Annotated in this window: 17 protein-coding genes and 2 tRNA genes; 11 read left to right on the top strand and 8 right to left on the bottom strand. The window is 60.5% G+C overall.

Going from position 1 to position 18,048, the window contains the following annotated elements:
- Window positions 1–9 precede the first annotated feature (9 nt).
- The 3 genes from BUB04_RS10575 to BUB04_RS10565 are packed head-to-tail and all read left to right on the top strand — an operon-like array spanning window position 10 to window position 3,812.
- On the top strand, window positions 10–1,041 hold the full coding sequence (locus BUB04_RS10575) for a KpsF/GutQ family sugar-phosphate isomerase (RefSeq protein WP_073039130.1): 1,032 nt from the start codon (window positions 10–12) through the stop codon (window positions 1,039–1,041).
- 9 nt (window positions 1,042–1,050) lie between these two features.
- On the top strand, window positions 1,051–1,977 hold the full coding sequence (locus BUB04_RS19350) for a beta/alpha barrel domain-containing protein (protein WP_073039128.1): 927 nt from the start codon (window positions 1,051–1,053) through the stop codon (window positions 1,975–1,977).
- Window positions 1,959–3,812 carry a M48 family metallopeptidase gene (locus BUB04_RS10565; RefSeq protein ID WP_073039126.1) on the top strand — a complete coding sequence of 618 codons (1,854 nt, stop codon included), beginning with the start codon at window positions 1,959–1,961 and terminating at the stop codon, window positions 3,810–3,812. The genes BUB04_RS19350 and BUB04_RS10565 overlap by 19 nt, the downstream gene beginning before the upstream one ends.
- Window positions 3,813–4,354: 542 nt before the next feature.
- Here the strand turns inward: BUB04_RS10565 and BUB04_RS10560 are convergent.
- Together BUB04_RS10560 and queD are read right to left on the bottom strand one after the other, a co-directional pair.
- The gene (locus BUB04_RS10560) at window positions 4,355–5,584 is read right to left on the bottom strand and encodes a DUF2333 family protein (RefSeq protein WP_084076400.1); all 1,230 of its coding nucleotides are present in this window, start codon (window positions 5,582–5,584) and stop codon (window positions 4,355–4,357) included.
- Between the two features lie 24 nt (window positions 5,585–5,608).
- Window positions 5,609–5,986 (bottom strand): 6-carboxytetrahydropterin synthase QueD, encoded by a 378-nt coding sequence (gene queD, locus BUB04_RS10555; RefSeq protein WP_073039122.1) that lies wholly within the window; start codon window positions 5,984–5,986, stop codon window positions 5,609–5,611.
- Window positions 5,987–6,162: 176 nt separating this feature from the next.
- Here queD and BUB04_RS10550 point away from each other — a divergent pair.
- From BUB04_RS10550 to BUB04_RS10525, 6 genes are all read left to right on the top strand, one after another.
- Window positions 6,163–6,239: transfer RNA gene (locus BUB04_RS10550), tRNA-Met, on the top strand.
- A 165-nt stretch (window positions 6,240–6,404) separates the two neighbouring features.
- Window positions 6,405–6,692 carry an integration host factor subunit alpha gene (locus BUB04_RS10545; protein ID WP_073039186.1) on the top strand — a complete coding sequence of 96 codons (288 nt, stop codon included), beginning with the start codon at window positions 6,405–6,407 and terminating at the stop codon, window positions 6,690–6,692.
- Window positions 6,693–6,854: 162 nt separating this feature from the next.
- Window positions 6,855–7,988 (top strand): MlaE family lipid ABC transporter permease subunit, encoded by a 1,134-nt coding sequence (locus tag BUB04_RS10540; RefSeq protein ID WP_073039120.1) that lies wholly within the window; start codon window positions 6,855–6,857, stop codon window positions 7,986–7,988.
- A gap of 18 nt (window positions 7,989–8,006) precedes the next feature.
- On the top strand, window positions 8,007–8,819 hold the full coding sequence (locus BUB04_RS10535) for an ABC transporter ATP-binding protein (protein ID WP_073039118.1): 813 nt from the start codon (window positions 8,007–8,009) through the stop codon (window positions 8,817–8,819).
- A gap of 16 nt (window positions 8,820–8,835) precedes the next feature.
- Window positions 8,836–9,894 carry an MlaD family protein gene (locus BUB04_RS10530; protein WP_073039116.1) on the top strand — a complete coding sequence of 353 codons (1,059 nt, stop codon included), beginning with the start codon at window positions 8,836–8,838 and terminating at the stop codon, window positions 9,892–9,894.
- Window positions 9,891–10,535, top strand: a complete 645-nt coding sequence (locus BUB04_RS10525) for an ABC-type transport auxiliary lipoprotein family protein (protein WP_073039114.1) — start codon at window positions 9,891–9,893, stop codon at window positions 10,533–10,535. Before BUB04_RS10530 ends, BUB04_RS10525 begins: the two co-directional genes overlap by 4 nt.
- Window positions 10,536–10,948: 413 nt before the next feature.
- Here the strand turns inward: BUB04_RS10525 and dnaA are convergent, their stop codons facing one another.
- Window positions 10,949–12,325 (bottom strand): chromosomal replication initiator protein DnaA, encoded by a 1,377-nt coding sequence (gene dnaA, locus BUB04_RS10520; RefSeq protein ID WP_178371967.1) that lies wholly within the window; start codon window positions 12,323–12,325, stop codon window positions 10,949–10,951.
- A gap of 588 nt (window positions 12,326–12,913) precedes the next feature.
- Between dnaA and BUB04_RS10515 the strand changes: the two genes are divergently transcribed.
- Window positions 12,914–13,519: an HD domain-containing protein gene (locus BUB04_RS10515; protein WP_178371966.1), complete on the top strand. Its 606-nt coding sequence runs from the start codon at window positions 12,914–12,916 to the stop codon at window positions 13,517–13,519.
- An 82-nt stretch (window positions 13,520–13,601) separates the two neighbouring features.
- On the top strand, window positions 13,602–14,546 hold the full coding sequence (locus BUB04_RS10510; protein WP_073039108.1) for a D-alanine--D-alanine ligase family protein: 945 nt from the start codon (window positions 13,602–13,604) through the stop codon (window positions 14,544–14,546).
- A gap of 25 nt (window positions 14,547–14,571) precedes the next feature.
- Here the strand turns inward: BUB04_RS10510 and BUB04_RS10505 are convergent, their stop codons facing one another.
- The 5 genes from BUB04_RS10505 to BUB04_RS10485 form a co-directional block, all read right to left on the bottom strand.
- Window positions 14,572–15,195, bottom strand: a complete 624-nt coding sequence (locus BUB04_RS10505; RefSeq protein ID WP_073039106.1) for a hypothetical protein — start codon at window positions 15,193–15,195, stop codon at window positions 14,572–14,574.
- A 94-nt stretch (window positions 15,196–15,289) separates the two neighbouring features.
- A tRNA-Phe gene (locus BUB04_RS10500) sits at window positions 15,290–15,365 on the bottom strand.
- A 72-nt stretch (window positions 15,366–15,437) separates the two neighbouring features.
- Window positions 15,438–16,352 (bottom strand): hypothetical protein, encoded by a 915-nt coding sequence (locus tag BUB04_RS10495; RefSeq protein WP_073039104.1) that lies wholly within the window; start codon window positions 16,350–16,352, stop codon window positions 15,438–15,440.
- A 16-nt stretch (window positions 16,353–16,368) separates the two neighbouring features.
- Window positions 16,369–17,139, bottom strand: coding sequence for an RsmE family RNA methyltransferase (locus tag BUB04_RS10490; RefSeq protein WP_073039102.1), 771 nt, complete (start codon window positions 17,137–17,139; stop codon window positions 16,369–16,371).
- 119 nt (window positions 17,140–17,258) lie between these two features.
- On the bottom strand, window positions 17,259–18,032 hold the full coding sequence (locus tag BUB04_RS10485) for a prepilin peptidase (protein ID WP_073039100.1): 774 nt from the start codon (window positions 18,030–18,032) through the stop codon (window positions 17,259–17,261).
- Window positions 18,033–18,048: the final 16 nt, after the last annotated feature.

Below are 18,048 nucleotides of genomic sequence, written 5' to 3'. Positions count from 1 at the left end.
CGAGGAATCATGGAAACACAAGCTGCACAGGAATTACCGGCCAAGCCGGCTCTCCCGTTGAGCCGTAAGGATCTGGTGCGCATCGCCAAGGATGTGCTCCACATCGAGGCCGAAGGCATTCTCACCTTGATCGAACATGTGGACGAGTCGTTCGCCCAGGCCGTGGAGATGATCCTGGAATCCAAGGGCCGGGTGATCGTCACCGGCGTGGGAAAATCCGGGATCGTGGGCCGAAAGATCGTCGCCACCCTCAGCAGTACCGGCACCCCGGCCCTTTTCCTTCATCCCGTGGAAGCCATGCACGGCGATCTGGGCATGGTGCGCCCGGAGGATATCGTTCTGGCCCTTTCCAACAGCGGCGAGACGGACGAAATCAACTTCATCCTGCCGAGCCTCCGGGCCATGGGAACAAAGATCCTGGCCTTCACGGGCAACCTCCATTCCACTTTGGCCGAACACAGCGATCTGGCCATCTATACGGGCGTTCCCCGGGAAGCATGCCCCCTGGGGCTGGCTCCCACGGCCAGTTCCACCGCCATGCTCGCCATGGGGGACGCTCTCGCCGTGGCACTCATCAAAGCGCGCGATTTCAAGGCCCGGGACTTCCGCCGGTTCCACCCCGGAGGTCAATTGGGGCGCCAACTCCAGGCCCGCGTCTCGGATCTCATGCGCTGCGGGGATGCCGTCCCCGTGGTCAATCCCCAATGTACCCTGATCGACGCGGTGCGACATATATCCAGGAAAGGACTGGGGGCCACTCTGGTCGCCGACGGCGCGGGGGCGCTCGTGGGCATCCTGACGGACGGAGATCTTCGACGGGCCATCGAGAATTTGGGCACCCTGGACGGAAGGACTGTGGGGGACGTCATGACGCGATCGCCGAGAACGATCCCACCCGACATCAAGGTGGGAGAGGCCATCGAGATCATGGAAAAACACCTGGTCACCGTACTGCCCGTCACCGACGCCCACAACCGTATCCTGGGGATCCTGCACCTGCACGACCTGCTGGGAAAGGGACGCATCCGCTTTTCCACCTGAGGGGGGACCATGGCCGGCTGCCAAATCCGGGGACTTCTTTGCCGACTCTTTATCCCGAAAGACTGGGAAGCGATCCGGTGGAGAGCGTTCCTGGGTTCTCTCGCCCCCTATGCGGACGGGTTTGTCATCGATCCGCCCTTTTGGGATCCGGTGCGGTGCGGCCCCTGCTTGCAACCTCTGGATCTGGAAGTCATGGAAAAAATCCTCGGGCTGTTGCCCGCCGACCGCCCCCTGCTCGTGCGCATCACCGGCAAGGACCGCCAAGAAACCGCTTCCCACCTGCAGCGGCTGGACCAAAAACTGAAATCCACCGATCAGTACGACCAGGTGGTCTGGCTCGACACGCCTCTGGCTTACCATAGCAACCGCGGTCTGCCGGACGTGCTCCACCAGCTGGCCTCCCTGACGAGGCGTCCCTTTGCCCTGGAAAACGATCCGGACCGGGTGCGCCCCTTCAAGACGTGGACAAGCCACGTGAATCTTCGGACCAGCGTATTGAAACAGCTGGCGGAAAACCCGCGCCTCATCGCACTCATCCAGCACGGATCGCTCCGGCGCTCCCTGAACTACGCCAAGGCCGTGGTGAGACGTAGGGACTTTTGCCTTCTGGACGGCGACGAGGCCGGCTTTTTGGACTATCCCAGTACCACCGGCGTCGTGTCCGCTTCGTCCAACGTCACGGCCCCCGTCTGGGCCGCTCTCCTGGAAAGAAAAAGCCTGAGCGCCCGCGCTGAAAACATGGACACCTACATGGAAGCCATGGGGATTCTGCAGGAATGCCTGCGGATCCTACCCCCCCATCCGACCGATACCCTTGCGGGGATGCTCCATGCCATGGGATACTTGACGGCGGCCCCCGTTCTGAGCGAGGAAGCCCGGTCGCGGTTGCACCGCTTTTTGGATCATCTGCCGAACGCATGTATTCACAACTGCTGACATTCATCGTCGCGCTGCTCCTGTTTTCCATCCAGGAGCCCGGGCGCGAAAGCCTCCGCCCCCCCGTCCAGACCCTCTTTCTGGGCGCGGCGGTTTTCGCCGTCTTCGTTCTGCTGTGCGCCTGGTCCTTCCGGGCGCTGCTCCGAAGGCTCCATCGCGGAGATCCCCCTTCCCTCATCTCCCTGCGCTATCACAGGACCCTGTCACGACTGCCTATTCTCGCCCTGGGGGTTCTGGCCTTCGACGTGTACGTTTTGGACATCAAGTTCTTTCTGCAGCACCTTCCGGGATTTCAGCGCTTCTTCACCGTTTCGGGCATGGTGGGACTGGGCCTCTATCTGTTGCACCTGACCGTGGTCTGGTACTGGGCCTATCCGGTGCATCAGGCCATCTACCGTTCCGAAACCAGCCGAAGTTCCTTTCTGAAAGGACACTTGTCCTTTTACAGCGCCCTGCTCATTCCTTGGTTTCTCATTGCCCTGGTTTCCGACCTGCTTCAGTTCGTGAGGATCCCCCAGGTGTTTCAATCGGAACCGGGTCAGATCGTCCTGTATGGTTTTGTTTTCTGCCTCTTTCTCTGCTTTTCACCCTACCTGGTGGTGCGGTTCTGGGGCTGCGAGCCCCTTCCCCGCTCGCCGGTCCGAAGCGAATTGGAAGATTTTTGCCGGCGGCGCGGCTTTCGGCTGGGAGATTTCCTCTTGTGGCCCCTCTACGGTGGAGACCATTTGACGGCGGCCGTTCTGGGGGTTTTGCCGAAACTTCGCTACATTCTCTTCACCCGCGGACTTCTTCAGCTTCTCAGCGTCGAAGAGCTCAAGGCCGTGGTGTCCCACGAGATGGGCCACGTCAAACGCCTCCACGCCATCTTCTACCTGTGCCTTTTCATCGCCTACGCCGTGGTGTCCTACGCCTTTCAGGACATCATCCTGCTTCTGTTGCTCAGACAGAAGACGGTCCTGGCATGGGCCACCTCGGCCAACCCCCTGGATCACTCGCTGTTCGCCATGACCTACAGCCTTCCGGTCTTGGTCATGCTGATCCTCTATTTCCGCTATCTCTTCGGCTACTTTATGCGCAATTGCGAGCGCCAGGCCGATCTCTTCGCCTTGCAGGTGGTGGGGCATCCCTTCACGTTGGTGTCCTCGCTTCAGAAGATCGCCTTTCACAGCGGTCAGATCGAAGATCTGCCCAGCTGGCACCACTTCAGCATTCGCCAGAGGATCCATACCCTCTTGGCCGCTCATGAAGATCCTCGGCTGATCGCGGCACACAATCGCAAGCTGCTGCGATCGGCGGTGATCTTCTTCGCCGCCCTGGGGGTCCTCAGCTCCCTCGGCATCCGCTTCCAGCAGTCCGTCACCGTTCAGGGATGGCGCCACGAGGTCCGGCTCCACATCCTGGAAAAAGAGCTCCACCTCGAGCCCCGAAACCCCGATCTTTATATGGCCTACAGCGGCGTGCTCCTGGAAAAGAAGCGATTCAGCGACGCGGCCGTGGTGCTGGAAAGGGCGCTGAAGTTCGCTCCCGACCATCCGGGGATCCTCAACAACCTGGCCTGGCTCTACGCCACCGCTCCGCCTCCCTACAACAAGCCCAAGGAGGCCCTGGATCTGGCTCTGAAGGCCGCCACCCTCAAACCGGACCCCTACATTCTGGACACTCTGGCTGAAGCCTACTTCATCAACGGCCGGATCCGCGACGCCCTTGTCATCATCCGCCAGGCCATCGCCCAGAAACCGTCCAACCTGGACTACTACCTGGAGCAGGAAAGGAGATTTCTGGAGGCCCTGGAGAAAGAAGAGCAGGGTGGGTCCCGCTCAAAGCCGGGCACTTAGGAGGCTACCCAGGAGGCTGTCCGACAACCCGACAAACCGTCACTTCCGCGCAGGGATGACCGCGTTTCTCGTAGCGCAGCCCTTTAGGGCTGCGGAGGAATCCCCAGACCTGGTGTGGGCCTTCGGGTATTCCATGTCACTTCATGGGCTTACGATGACCCTTTCACGCGGGGCTGAAGCCCCGCGGCTACGAAAGAAAGTAAATCCCTTGTCGGGCAAGGAAAAAGAACCGTTCTCAGACAAGCTCCTTGGAGGCTGCCCTACAACCCTGCAAACCGTCACTTCCGCGCAAGGGGGAGTCGCCAGCTGGGTGAACGCTGAATGGGACGATTCTTTCCCGTGGTGCGGTCCTGAAGGGCGGGTGGTAAGCCCGCCTTTACATGAACGCATTGCCTCGGGGGATAGGGGCGGGGTTTATCCCCCCCTTTGTGCAGTGATAAGGAACGGAGTGTACACCAGGAAAGCAAAAGCCCCCTCCCGTTCGGGAAGGGGCTTCGTCGCATTGGGGAGAGCTTTGCGACGGCTCTCAATGAAGAACTCGATCAGAAACGACTGATGATGGCAAACAGGTGGGCCACTTCGGACAAGGGGGCATTGATGTTGGCCCTGTGGTTGGCGATGAAGCCGTCCAGATCCCCATCCAGAACGATCCACGGATCCATTTCCTCCACGCGGTGCAGCTCATGGAGGATCTCGTCCATGATGTCCACGGCGTCGATGGTGACCAGCTGATCCTTGAAGCCCACGCGGGCCACCTTGAGGATCTCGTACATCACGTGGGCCACCCCTTTGGCATAGTAGAAGTAGTCGTCCACCTCGAAGAAGCTCACCGGGCTCCCGTCGCCGTGGCGGTCGATGATGAGGCTTTTGTTCACATTGCCTAGTAGGTCCCCGTAGGAGGTAATGAGCGACATGAAGTTGTCCACCCGATAGTAGAAGCTCCGCCTTCCCGTCTTGAGCTTTTCGAGAAACTTCTTCAAGTGCTCCACGGCTTCCGAGTAGGAACTTTCGGCGGAAGGGAACCAAAAGAGGGTGGCCTTGTTCATGAAAAGGTTGAGGGCGTTTTCCAAGTCTCTGTCATAGGTGTCCGCCTCTCCCATCCGGGTCAGGCTGTCCTTGAGGCGCAGGGTGGTAAAGCGCATGGCCTCCAAGACGCCCAGCTGGTAGTTGTTGATATTGTCCGTGAAACGCCCCAGGATGAGATCGTTGGGGCGCCAACCCAGAAAGCGCCCGTTGAGTTCGTGTTCCATGAGATTGATCATGGTCTCCACGAAGGTGACACCCGGCGTGGGAGAGATTTCCGGCAGGTGCACCCCCTCTTCTTCCCCATGCAGAGCCTCTGCCAACGGTGCATGGGCGGCGGGGGCTCCCGGTTTTTCTTCCCCGTGGCTTGGCAGGAGCGGAGTGGCCGGGACGCCGTGGGGTGCCGGTTCCCGGATGGGTGTGAGGCTCGTGCCCTTGCCCGCACTCTGGGCCGCCGTCTTTCCGTGGGGCGCAGGGGCGGCAGGCTGCACCCAATCGGGCTGAGGCGCCCCATGGCCTTCGGGCGACGCTTTCTGCGGTGCCTGGGAGGTGGTCCCGTGGTCCTGCGGGGTCATGGCGCCGGAGGGTCGCTGCCCCGACGGTTCCAAGGAATGCTTTTGCAGGGCCAGCGCCTGGTGGGGCCCTGTGGAGAGCAACCAGAAAAGAACGGCCACGCCCGCCGCCACAACGGCGATTCGTCTCAGGCGCCCACATGAACATCCAAAAGGCAGTTGCCTCTGTCGGACCATTTTCTGCTCCTTCTTTCCCAAAGCCTATCGCGATTCACCATAATACGTGGCACACGAATCCTTGGATTCCCAAGCAGACACGCTGTGGACCCAGCGGTGGTCTCCATTGACGCGCGCGGACAGATTTTCGAAAAGAAACCGGGCGATGTATTCGGAGGAAGGATTGCGTTCTTTAAAATAAGGCAGGTCGTTCAGATATTGGTGATCGACGAGCTGCAAGACATCCCGAGTGGCCTGTTTCAGCTCACCGAAATCCAGCAGTACGCCCGCATCATCCAACCGATCACCCCGCACGACCACTTCCACCTTCCAGTTGTGGCCGTGGAGGTTTTCACATCGACCGCGGAAATTCCTCAGGTTGTGAGCAGCAGCGAAATCACTGACGATCTTCACTTCGTACATGGGCGTTCTCATCTTTCCGTGAAAGCGGCAACCGGTGCGAGCAGCTAAAAAACCATTTTCCTTCGAACAGTTATGTCCATTAAACTCGATGGCCCTTTCTTTGTCAATCGCCATCGCCGCGACTGATTTTGCCTATTGACAGGTGGGCCAAGATTATCTAGATATAGCGGCGCTGTGGCGGTGTAGCTCAGTTGGTCAGAGCATGCGGCTCATATCCGCAGCGTCCGGGGTTCAAGTCCCTGCACCGCCACCACACCAAGATCAGCTAATGGGGTCGCCCTTGGGGGGCGACCCCATTTTTTTGTTGAAAACCGAGAGATTATCCATTATTAGCCAAGAAACTGGACGGAACGATCGGACCTTCCACCGCCCCCAAGCGATGATCGACGATGGACAACGAGGAAAGAAAGGACGAATCATGACCCTGACCAAGGCTCACATCGTGGAGAATCTCTTTGCGGAAAACGTCTTCACCAAAGCCGAGTCCGCCCAGATCATCGAGACCCTTTTCGAAATCATCAAGCAGACCTTGGAGGACGGCGAGGACGTTCTCATCAGCGGTTTCGGCAAGTTCAGCGTCAAGGCCAAGAACCAGAGGCGCGGAAGGAACCCCCAGACCGGAGAGCCCATCATCCTTCCCCCCCGCCGCGTGGTGACCTTCAAGTGTTCCGGTGTGCTTCGCGAAAAGATCAACCATGGTTCTTAGGGGCCGTTCGCTGCTCCGAAAAGGAGGCTGGAGTCCTCCGCTTTCGGAAATTCATGGTCCCCGCTTGCCCGGGAGTGACGAGATCAAAGGCGTTGTGAATCACTGGGCCCTGAAACCCCGCCGGCAGGCGACCTGACTTTTGTCCCCCATACACGAGGTCCCATGAATGCTGACGTGCTGACCGTCGAAAGACGCGAGGGAGGCCTCGCCGCATGCACCCCGTCCGCACCTCTTGTGATCAGCACCAGCCGCTGGTACCACGAAGCCTTCACCCAGCTCCTGTCGGATCCCCATGTGCGAACCATCGTGTTGGACATGACAACGGTTTCGACCCTGGACAGCGCCGGAGCCGCCGTTCTCAAAAACTTGCAAAAGACCTGCCGGGCCCGTGGAATCTCCTTGGAATTGACCCGCTTGGAAGACCAGGTGGAATCCTTCCTGCGGTTTAGCGGATTCTTCGAGGAACCGCCTCCGCCTCCACCAGCGACATCCGCAAAACGTCCTCCGATTGTCGAACGGGTGGGAGCCGGCGCCGTGGAGCTGTGGAAGGATACCCGGGATCTCATCCAATTCATCGGCAGCGTGACGGTGGCCGTGGGCCCGTGTTGTCTGAATCCCAAGCGGTTCCGCCCCCGAGAGATCCTCTACTACGTGCAACGCTCCGGATCGGAGGCCGTGCCCATCGTCTTCCTGGTCAGCTTTCTCATGGGCCTGATCATGGCCTTCCAGGCGGCCGTGCAGCTTCGCCAGTTCGGGGCCAACATCTTCGTGGCGGACCTGGTGAGTCTGGCCCTGACCCGTGAGCTGGGCCCCCTCATGACGGCCATCATCCTGGCCGGACGCTCCGCGGCGGCCTTCGCCGCGGAAATCGGCACCATGAAGGTGAACGAAGAAGTGGACGCCCTGACCGTCATGGGCTTCAACGTGACGGAATTTCTCATCATGCCCAAGGTGATGGCCCTCGCCGTGAGCGGGCCGCTGCTGACCATCTTCGCCAACGCTTCGGGCATTGTGGGCGGGATCGTGGTGGGAGTGCTCAGCCTGGACCTCACGCCCGCCAGCTTCATCACGGAAGTCTGGCAGATCCTGACCGTGGGGGACGTGGCCGGGGGGCTGGTGAAGAGCTTCGCCTTCGCCCTGGTCGTGGCCTTGGTGGGATGCTTCCGGGGTCTTCAAACGGAACGTACCGCCGACAGCGTGGGGCGCATGACCACCTCGGCCGTGGTCACATCCATCTTTCTCATCATTTTGACCGATGCCGTCTTCACCGTCCTTTTCCATGTCTTTTCGTGGTAGTGTGAGAAGGTGCGATCCATGAAAGACGAAAAGGCCCCTGCGCAGCCGGAACAGGCGATTGTTCGGACCGAAAACCTGACCGTCGGTTACGGCGGCACCCCCATCCTGAAAGGGGTGACCTTCCACGTGGCGGAAGGGGAGATCGTCACCATCCTGGGTGGGAGCGGCTGCGGCAAGAGTACGCTTCTCAAGGCCCTGATCGGGTTGCTGCCCCCCCTGGAGGGTTCCGTTTGGGTGGCGGGGTACAACATCGCGGGACCTGACAGGGAAACGGCACTGGAAGCGGCCCGGAAGAAGATCGGGGTGCTTTTCCAATCGGGAGCCCTGTTGGGGTCCTTCACCCTGGCGGACAATGTGGCCCTGCCGCTGACGGAGTTCACCGATCTTCCCGGCGCCCTGATCGAGGAGATCGTCCATACGAAGCTGGAGGCGGTGGGGCTGGCCGATTACGCCCACTACATGCCCATGGAATTGAGCGGCGGAATGAGAAAGCGTGCGGCCCTTGCCAGGGCCATGGCCCTGGATCCCCAGATCCTCTTCTGCGACGAGCCCTCGGCCGGCCTGGATCCGGTGACCGCGGCGGAACTGGACAGCCTGCTGCTCAACCTGAACGAGGCTCTGGGCATCACCATGGTGGTGATCACCCACGAACTGGCCAGCATCCTGACCATCAGCAGACGATCCATCATGCTGGACAAGGAAGCCAAGGGAATCATCGCCCAGGGTTCTCCCCGGGATCTCATGGAAAGGAGCGAAGATCCCAAGGTTCGCGCCTTTTTTCACCGTAACCCGGAACTGCTGCACACCGCGGCGAAAGCGGCCAGCCCGTGAAAGGAGGAGGCTCTCTGTGGGACGGCCCGTAAACACCTTCAAGATCGGCCTTTTTGTGATCCTGTGCGGAGGCCTCGGCCTCGTGGCGCTCATCTGGCTGGGCGCTTCCCACTTCTTTGAAGAGAAAGCCACCTACGTCACCTATTTCGCCGAATCCGTCAAAGGGCTCCAGCAGGACGCCATCGTGAACTACCGTGGAGTGGCCGTGGGACGGGTCGCCTCGGTGGAGCTGGCCCCCGACGGCCGGCTGATCCAGGTGGTCATGCATCTGCGCCCCGACTTCCCGGTGGACGACACGTTGGCCATTCGACTGCGGGAACAGGGACTCACCGGCCTCAGGTTCCTGGAAATCGACACGGCACCGGCGGACGTGGACCGAGCCACCCCCTCTCTGGATTTCACCCCCCCCTACCCGCTCATCCGCTCCTACCCCTCCGAGATCGAGCAGTTGAAGGGAGCCTTCGAGAGCATCTACACGAAAATCGTCTCCCTGGATCTGGAAGGGCTCACCGAAAGATGGAAGCAAGTGGGGGAAACCGTCAACCGAATCTTCGGAGGCACGGATCTTGAAACCACGTTGAGAAACGTTCGGGAAGACACCGAACGCCTCAAGGTGCTGCTGGACCGGGCCGACAGAGTGCTGGGAGAGGAGGACTTGAAGGAGATTGTTCAGAATACGCGGAAAGCCACCCAGAGCCTTCGTATCCTGGCCGGTCTCGTGGAAAAATCCGCCTCCCGGGGCGATCTGCAGGGTGGCTTCCGCGACCTGGGCGCTACCGTGGCGGCCGCTCGCCGCGCCGCCGAAACCCTGTCGAAACACTTGGAGGAGATACCGCCCGGTACCCTCCAGCATACCTCCCGGGACATGCAGGCACTGTTGCAGGACAGCCGCGCCATGGTGTCTCAGTGGCGGACGGGAACCAACGAGACCCTGGTTCTGCTCAACCAGAACCTCTATTCCCTGAGGCTGCTCTTGGATCAGCTGGTGGTGCTGGCCAGAACCCTCAAGGAAGAACCCAATCGGGTGCTTTTCACCACCAACCCCCAGGATCCCTTCGAGGAAAAGAAGAAATGATGCGGCAATCCATGATCAGGCTCGCGGCTCTATCCGGGGTCTTGGTTCTCATGGCGAGCTGTGCGCCCCTTTTCCACCCGTCGGCCCCGCCCACCTACTACGCCCTGAACGTGCCGGCTCTCCAGAACCTTCCCTGCCCCCGAAAAGAGGCCTCCCTGTGCGTCTGGCCCTTCGCAGCCTCCCAGCCTTACGACCGCACCGAGATGGTCATCTCCTCCAATGCCTACCAGATGCTCTTCTCGTCTCAGCACCGCTGGATCGCCGCCCCCGGCGAGATGCTGGCGGAGCAGATCGCCACGGCTCTTTCCGCTGGCGGCCCCTTTCAAACGGTGGTCATGCCCGGAAATCCCGCCGCCCCGCCCTCCTGGAACCTGTCGGGACATATCCACCGCTTCGCCCTGTCGAGGAATTCCGACAAGGTGAACGCCGAGTTGGATGTGAGGGTGGTCTTGTGGGAAGAGGGCACTCACCGGGAGGTTCGGTTCCAAAAGACGTATCGGATGAAGGAAGAAGTACAAGGGACGGTGAGGCCCGAGCTTTTTGCCGAGGCCATGAGCCGGGCGCTGGGGCGGCTGGTGGAGCAGTTGGCCCGGGACCTGTGCGCGGCCGTGGCCGGCCCCCGGCCCCATTCTCCCCCCTGACCTTAGGAGCTTGCCTGACAATGGCTCGCCGACTTACAAGGCCGAGGAATTTTGGCCCTCCTCGTAGCCGCGGGGCTTCAGCCCCGCGGTAAAGGACCATCGTACCCCCTGAAAGTGATAGGAACTATACCCGATGGCCTATCCGACGGCGGGGGGTTCCTCCGCAGCCCTAAAGGGCTGCGCTACGAGAAAAGAGGTCGTCCGCAGCATTCTCAGACAGGCTCTAGGAGGCTGTCCGAGGTCTCCGCAAACCGTCACTCCAGCGCAAGCGGGAGTCCATAGGTTCCCGGAAATCCTGGATCCCCGCTTTTGCGGAGATGACGAATGGGCGTTAAACGGCGCAAATCTGCCGTTCTCAGACATGCTCTAGGAGCTTGCCCGACAAAGCTTCTTCGGATCAAGAGGCCGGGGCTTCAGCCATCCAGGCAACGGGTTTCGATGCGCCGAGCCACGTGTTCCATCCGCTTCTTGAGATGGCTGTTCTTTCGCCCCAATTCCTGGTCCACCTTCTTGATGGCGTAGATGACGGTGCTGTGGCTGCGGCCGAATGCCTGGGCGATGGCGTTGAGCGATTCGGAGGTGTATTTCCGGCATAGATACATGGCCAGTTGCCGGGCTTCCGAGACCTTCTTGTTGCGGGCCTTGGAGCGCAGCTCCTCCATGCTCACCCCGAAGCTTGTGCAGACGGCTTCCGCGACGTGAGGAATATCCAAAGAAGGAAGGTAATCCAACATGGCCTGGGTGACCTCCCGGGCCAGATCCATAGAAATGGGCCTGCCCAGAATGCTGCTCTTGGCAAGCATCCCCACCAGGCAACTTTCCAGCCGGCGAACGTCGGACGTGATGCGGTCCGCCAGGAACTCCACCACATCCATGGGCAGTTCCACGCCGTCGTAGGCCGCCTTTCGGCGGATGATCTCCTTACGGGTGGCGAAATCGGGCCGCTCAATGGGTGCCACAAGGACCCCTCCCAATCGGGATCTCAGTTCATGGTTCAGCTTGGGGATGTCGTTGGGGGCCGTCTTGCCGGTACAGATGATGCGCCGCCCCCGGTCCAGGAGCTCGTCCAGGGTGTAGACCAGTTCGTCCTGGATCTTCTTCTTGCCGCTGAAAAACTCCACCTTTTCCAGCAACAGGACATCACACCCGTCCCGGTATCGGCTCTTGAAGTCTTCGATGCGGTCCCTCTTGAGCGCCCGGATCATCTCATTGGCGAACTGCTCGGCCGTGACATACCGCACGCGGATGGCCGGCTGGCTGGTCATCAACAGGTTCCCCACGGCATGGGTCAGGTGGCTTTTGCCCAACCCGGGATCCGCCATGAGGTAGACCGACTGGTTGTACAGGCTTTGCTGCCCCGCCATGGCCAGGCAGGTGGCGTAGGCGAAATGATTGGAGCGCCCGACCACGAACTGATCGAACGTGAACCTGGGATTGAAAGGAGACCGGAGCTTCTGGCCCACATCCCTGAAGGACAGCTGCCGAGGCCCCTGGTGCGCATCCTCGGGGATCTGCCAATCGTCGGCCTCCTCTCTTTCCAGGAGAGGATCTTCGGAGACCAGCTCCAAGCGCACCTGTTCCAACTGCGGAAACCGGTCCCGCCCCAGTGTCAGGATTCTCGAAACGAGATGGTTCCGAACCCAGTCTCTGTGCAGGGAATTTCTGCATCCCAGGATCAAGACCTGCCCATCGAATTGCAAGAAACGGAGCGTGGCGACCCACAAATCGTATTGCCCTCGCGAAAGACCCTCCTTCAGCCTTTCCTGTACCGCTTCCCATTCTTTGAGCATCCTGTCCATGGTCCTCCGAGATCGCTTCGAGTTTCCCGTAACCGCCCACAAAGCACCGCCGGACCGCCCCACATTCGCGAAAGACACGAAGAACTTTCGGGGTGGCGGCACGGAACCTGGCCAAGGGCGAATGAGCCAAGAGTTGTCAGCAAGTGCGGGAGAAGGAAAAACCGCCGGCCGTGCACCCAAGGAACCCGGAAGCGCCGGCACGGTGATGTCATAGATAGGCGGATTGCCGTTCACCGTCAAAGTCACTCTGGCTGAATTTGGACTCCTTTCCCCATCTCCGCCCTGGGGATGTTTCTGCTTTTGATGCAGGGATGTTACAGTCAAGGCTCATTCAACTACTTGACTCTTCAGACTCTTTAGGTCCTGGGCTTTTCAATCGGAATATCGAGTTGTTGTTCCCCCACTCGCTCGAATCGCAACATTAGAATTCCCCTTGGAACTCCTGTTTTCTCTCCCATTTGCACTTTTTCGACGATTAGGTGACAAGCGTGGGGGAACAGCTCCTCCCGCATTGAATAATCAATTCTTTATGGTAGGGTAGGCGAAAGAGGAAATTCGAAGCTAAGGAGGTCCAGGTTCGTGGGTGCGATCCCCTCTGTGGCTCAATGCTTGGAATTGTTGGAGAAGGCCCAGGTGCCTCCCCACATCAGGGAACACAGTCGAAAAGTGGCATTGGTGGGGGAAGTGTTGGCCTCGCACCTCAACCGGAACAGCCACCGCGTGAACGTGGATCTGGTGCGGGCAGGCGGACTCCTACACGACATCGCCAAGGGGCTCTCCCTGCAGACGGGGGAAAATCACGCCCAACTCGGTTACTCCCTCTTGTGCAGCTGGGGATGGGACCAGGTCGCTCCCATCGTGCGGGACCACACTCTGATGGATCCCGCCATGGCCCGAGGACCCGTCACCGAGTCCGTCCTGGTCAACTACGCCGATAAGCGAGTGAAACACGACCACATCGTGGGGCTGGAAGAGCGTTTCGAAGACCTGATCCTGCGGTACGGCAGGACAGAGGCGATCCGGGAAGATCTCAGGCGCCGCTTGGAACTTTATCGGATCCTGGAGGGGAGGATCTTCTCCCACACCCCGCTGGTCCCGGAAGAGCTACCCCGATTCGTGAATTCAAGAGATCTGTTGGGCACCCTGGGCCGGGACCTGGCATGCCCGGAGATGTCCATTTACTGAAGATGCCCGGGGCCACGGCTGTGTGCCCCGCAGGGAGAACAGCCATATATTTGTTCATCATGTCCTCAAGGGAAGGAACGTCATGAGTGGAAGAAAGCTCCGGATCGCCCTCTTGGCGGGGGGCGTTTCCGCCGAACGGGAGGTTTCACTCAAGAGCGCGCAGCAGGTCTACGAGGCGCTGGACAAGACCAGGTACGAAGTCCTCCGATACGATCCGAGGGACGATTTGCCACGGATCGTCCAAGAGGCTTCCGACATTGACGTGGCACTGGTGATCCTCCACGGCCGGCTGGGAGAAGACGGAGCCATCCAGGGCTTCCTGGAATGCCTGGGCATCCCCTACCATGGAAGCGGGGTCCTGGGCAGCGCCGTCGCCATGAACAAGATCGTCAGCAAGCACCTTTACCAGCAGGCCGGACTGCCCGTCGCGCCCTACATCGTTGCGGACCGGAAGGCACCTCCGTCGTCGCTCCAAGAGCTTGTGGATTCCCTGGGACTGCCCCTGGTCGTCAAGCCGGAGCACGAAGGATCCAGCATCGGCCTGAGCATCGTGAAGAAGGAAGGGGATCTTGCGGGCGCGCTGGAGAAGGCCTGGCGTTACGACAGGAGGTGCCTGGTGGAAAAGTTCGTCGCGGGCACGGAAATCACGGCGGGGGTCCTGGGCAACCATGACCTGGAAGCCCTTCCCTTGGTGGAAATCATCCCCGGGGAGGGCTATGAATTTTTCGACTACGACGCCAAGTACACTCCGGGAGCCACCCGGGAGATTTGCCCGGCCCGGGTACCCGAGGATATCAAGCGCAGGGCTCAGGATTATGCCCTCCGCGCCCACAGGGCCCTGTGCTGCCGCGGCTACAGCCGAACGGACATGATCGTTTCCCGCGAAGGGGAAATCGTGGTGCTGGAGACCAACACGATCCCGGGGATGACCGAGACGAGCCTCTACCCCCAGGCCGCAGCGGCCGCCGGAATCAGCTTCAGTCGGCTCCTGGACCGGCTCATTGAACTGGCCTTGGAAAAGGATTAGAGGCGATTCCTGCCCCCGGCAAGGCTCAGGACGCCTTCTTCTTGGTGAAATTCCCTCGGGGCGCGCCCACGTTGTCGAAGGCAGAATTGAAATTCCGGTACAGGGAGTGGTAATCGCGGATGCGGTGCCACTTCTTGATGTAGCCCTCGGGCAATTCCTCCACGAGCTCAATGCCGTCCCACTGCCTGGGATTGGGGAAGGCGTAATAGGGAAGATCCTTGGGGAGCCCCCGGACAAAGACCACCTGGGGCGTGGTCCATTCCAGATGCGCCAGAAAGAGCCGGTGCATACCGTCGTTGATGATAGGGACCACCCTCCCGTTCCGCTCCACGGACTCTTCCACGATGGGCGGGAGCACATCGATGGGCCCTTCCGCCCCTTCCACCCACACCTTGAGATAGCCGTTCAGGCGGAAAAGATCGTATCCGAAACGCTCCAGTTCCCACTTGAGATGCCGGACCTTCTGGAGTTCCTGGACCAGCACGTAGCGCTGGGCCGGGTACATGTCTTCCGTGGACATCTCCTCCAAGCTGATGGCCGCCTCTTTGTACACCAGCACCTCGGGGCGCTTGAGCAGCGTCACCCGGCGCAGCCGCTCCAGAAGATCCTCGGCTCCAAAATGATCGACCCTGATAACGCGAACATCCATGGCGTATGTATGCTCCCAAAACAGCAAAGCCCGCTGGTGGCGGGCTTTGCCTGAAGCTTGGGGGGGTGGCCCCCAAAAAATGGATGATGGCTCATGGTGGCGAGGCCCAGAATCGAACTGGGGACACGAGGATTTTCAGTCCACTGCTCTACCGACTGAGCTACCTCGCCGAAACCGAGGGCGAAATTACAGGATCGCCCGTGAGGTTGTCAAGCACTTTATGGGAAAGGGCTCCCGGGCCACTACTTCTCGTCCTCTTCATCTTCGTCCGGCTCCAGGATCAGACCATCTTCCAGCTCCAGGACGAGCCCCGCCTCTTCCGGCAAAACCTCCACTCGCCCGGAGGCACTGCTCTGTTCGGCCTCATCGTCGTCCATGGTCTCGTCCTCGGAGATTTCGTCAAACTCTCCCAGATCCAGTTCCAGAGGCGCACCCTCTTCTTCCGGAGCCCTCTGTTCATCCACACTTTCCAGCACGAATTCCTGAACGGCAACCCCTTGATCGTCCTCCTCCAAGACCACCACCGTGTCTTCGCCTTCATCCGGCTCGTCAGGCCCCTCGATCCGATCCATCAGCTCCTCCGCCGACTCCAGCTCCCGGCGAAGCTTGTCCAGGCTCTCCTCGGCCAGTTGGTCTTCATCGTCCAATTCATAGACCACCTCGCCTTCCTCTTCGGCTTCGTCCATCGGTTCGATGCCCAGACTCAACTCGTTCTCGGAAAAGGAAGCCGCCGTGTCCTGCACATCAGCTTCCTCCAGGGCCCCCAAGTCCAGAACCAGCTCATCTCCGTCAGCGGCTCCCAGCGAGACTTCCGGAGCGGCGTCGACCTCTGGTTCGGGCAGAACCACCTCCTGCTGATCCTCTTCGTCCAGCAACTCCAGCGTCAGTTCCCCGTCGGTCTCCGAAGCTTGGGCCGCCAGGTCGATCTCGTCGATCACGTCCAGGGAAATCTCCTGGGCTTCGTCGGACAGGGCCTCCTCGGGCTGAGGAACATAGGGACTGGTCAGGGCCTCGATGGCCTTGGCTACAAACGCCGGCACTTCCGGGCGAAAATCGAACAGATTGAGTTCCCGGCGCACGGCGCCGAGATCCGTTCCACACTTCTTGCAAGCATCCAGATAGTCAAAGCTCACAAAGCCGCACTTGCTGCATCGCATGGCCCTATCCTCGTCTTTACGGGTTCATGGTATGGCTCTGTTCGCCCCAGAGCAGCTGCACGCCAGCAGCCATGGCAACGCACGCCGTCTCGAATCTCAGGATGTGCGGCCCGAGGGACACCGGGATGAATCCTCGATCTCGAAACATTGCCACCTCCCCGGGCTCCCATCCCCCTTCCGGCCCCACCGCACAGACCAGGTGTCGCGCCATGGGATGGGCCCGCCATACCGAAAGAAGGCTCCGGCGGGGTTGTGCCTCGAAAGCCAGCAATCCCAAGAATCCAGGGGCACCTTGCCGACCGACGATCTCCAGCAAGTGCCGAGGCGAATCCACCACATCCAGGTCCGGCAGCCACGCCCTTCCACACTGGCACAGGGCTTCCCGAGCGATCTTGATATAGCGCGAAATCCTTTTCTCCTTCCGTTCTCCCTCCAGGGCGTATTGGCTCCGTCCAGCACGGAAGCACAGAAGGCGGGTCACCCCCAGTTCCACCGCCTGCCGGATCACCGCATCCATCCGGTCGGACTTGGCCAGAGGCACAGCCAGGCAGATGTCCAGCGGGGGCGGAGCCGTGACGTGCCAGCTCTCGGGGACAACCACGGCCTGTCCGCCGCGGCACTCCTCGATGTGCGCCGTCGTCGACAAACCCCGACCATTGCAGACCTCAACCCGGGCGCCGGGGCCCATCCGCAGCACGCGCAGAAGGTGGTGGGACGTCTTCTCGTCCAGAAGAATCTCGTCCTGGCCTTCCCTTAAATCCTCTTGAAAAAACCTTCTCCGCGTCACCGGGTCCGTGTGTCCGTGATCCGTAATCCGTGATCCGAAAGCTGTGATCCGTTAGCCGTGGCCTGTTGTCTGTCGGCTGCAGCCGGCCCATCTCCCTCTTCCGGAGGGAAACGGGAAGACTACCCGGACAAAAGACCAAAATACCATCGAACCCAACCCTTGCCCCAGAAAAGATAACAGAGGGCCGCCAGGGACAGGAAGGGCCCGAAGGGGATGCGTGCGGCCATTCCCTGGCCCCGACGGAGCATCACCGCCAGGCCGACCACCGTCCCCACCACGGAAGACAGGAAAATGGTGAAAAGAACCCCCTGCCAGCCCGTAAAGGCCCCGATCATGGCGAGCAATTTGATATCCCCGCCGCCCAAGCCGTCCTGTTTCCGGAGCACCTGGTAGGCCCAGGCCACAGCGTAGAAAAGGCCGCCTCCCAAAAGCACGCCCAACACCGAGTCGAACCAGGTGATGTGGCTTCCCACGAAGGACGCCGCCAGCCCCACTGCCAGCCCGGACAACGACAAGACGTCCGGAATGAGATAGGTATCCAGGTCGATGAAGGCGATGAGAACCAGCAGGGCCGCAAAGACAAAGAAGACGAAAAAGGAAACCCCCAGGCCGAACTGCCGGTAGAGCAGAAACACCAGGACGCCTGTGAGCAACTCCACCAGCGGGTATCTCAGCGATATGCGCGCCTTGCACTGCCGGCATCGTCCCCGGAGCAGCACGTAGCTCAGGAGCGGCAGGTTGTCGTACCAGGCGATGCCCGATCCGCAGGAGGGACACCTGGATCCCGGGAACACGATGGACTCTCCCCGGGGCAGCCGGTGGATCACCACGTTGAAAAAACTCCCCAGGCAGCACCCCAGAGCGAAAAAGAAGAAATGGAAGATGGACTCCATATCCCCGTGATCCTTC

Origin of the sequence: Desulfacinum infernum DSM 9756, from assembly GCF_900129305.1 — a bacterium.
In the GTDB taxonomy this organism is placed as follows: Bacteria; Desulfobacterota; Syntrophobacteria; order Syntrophobacterales; family DSM-9756; genus Desulfacinum; species Desulfacinum infernum.
This window is presented reverse-complemented; position numbering and strand designations above follow the sequence as displayed.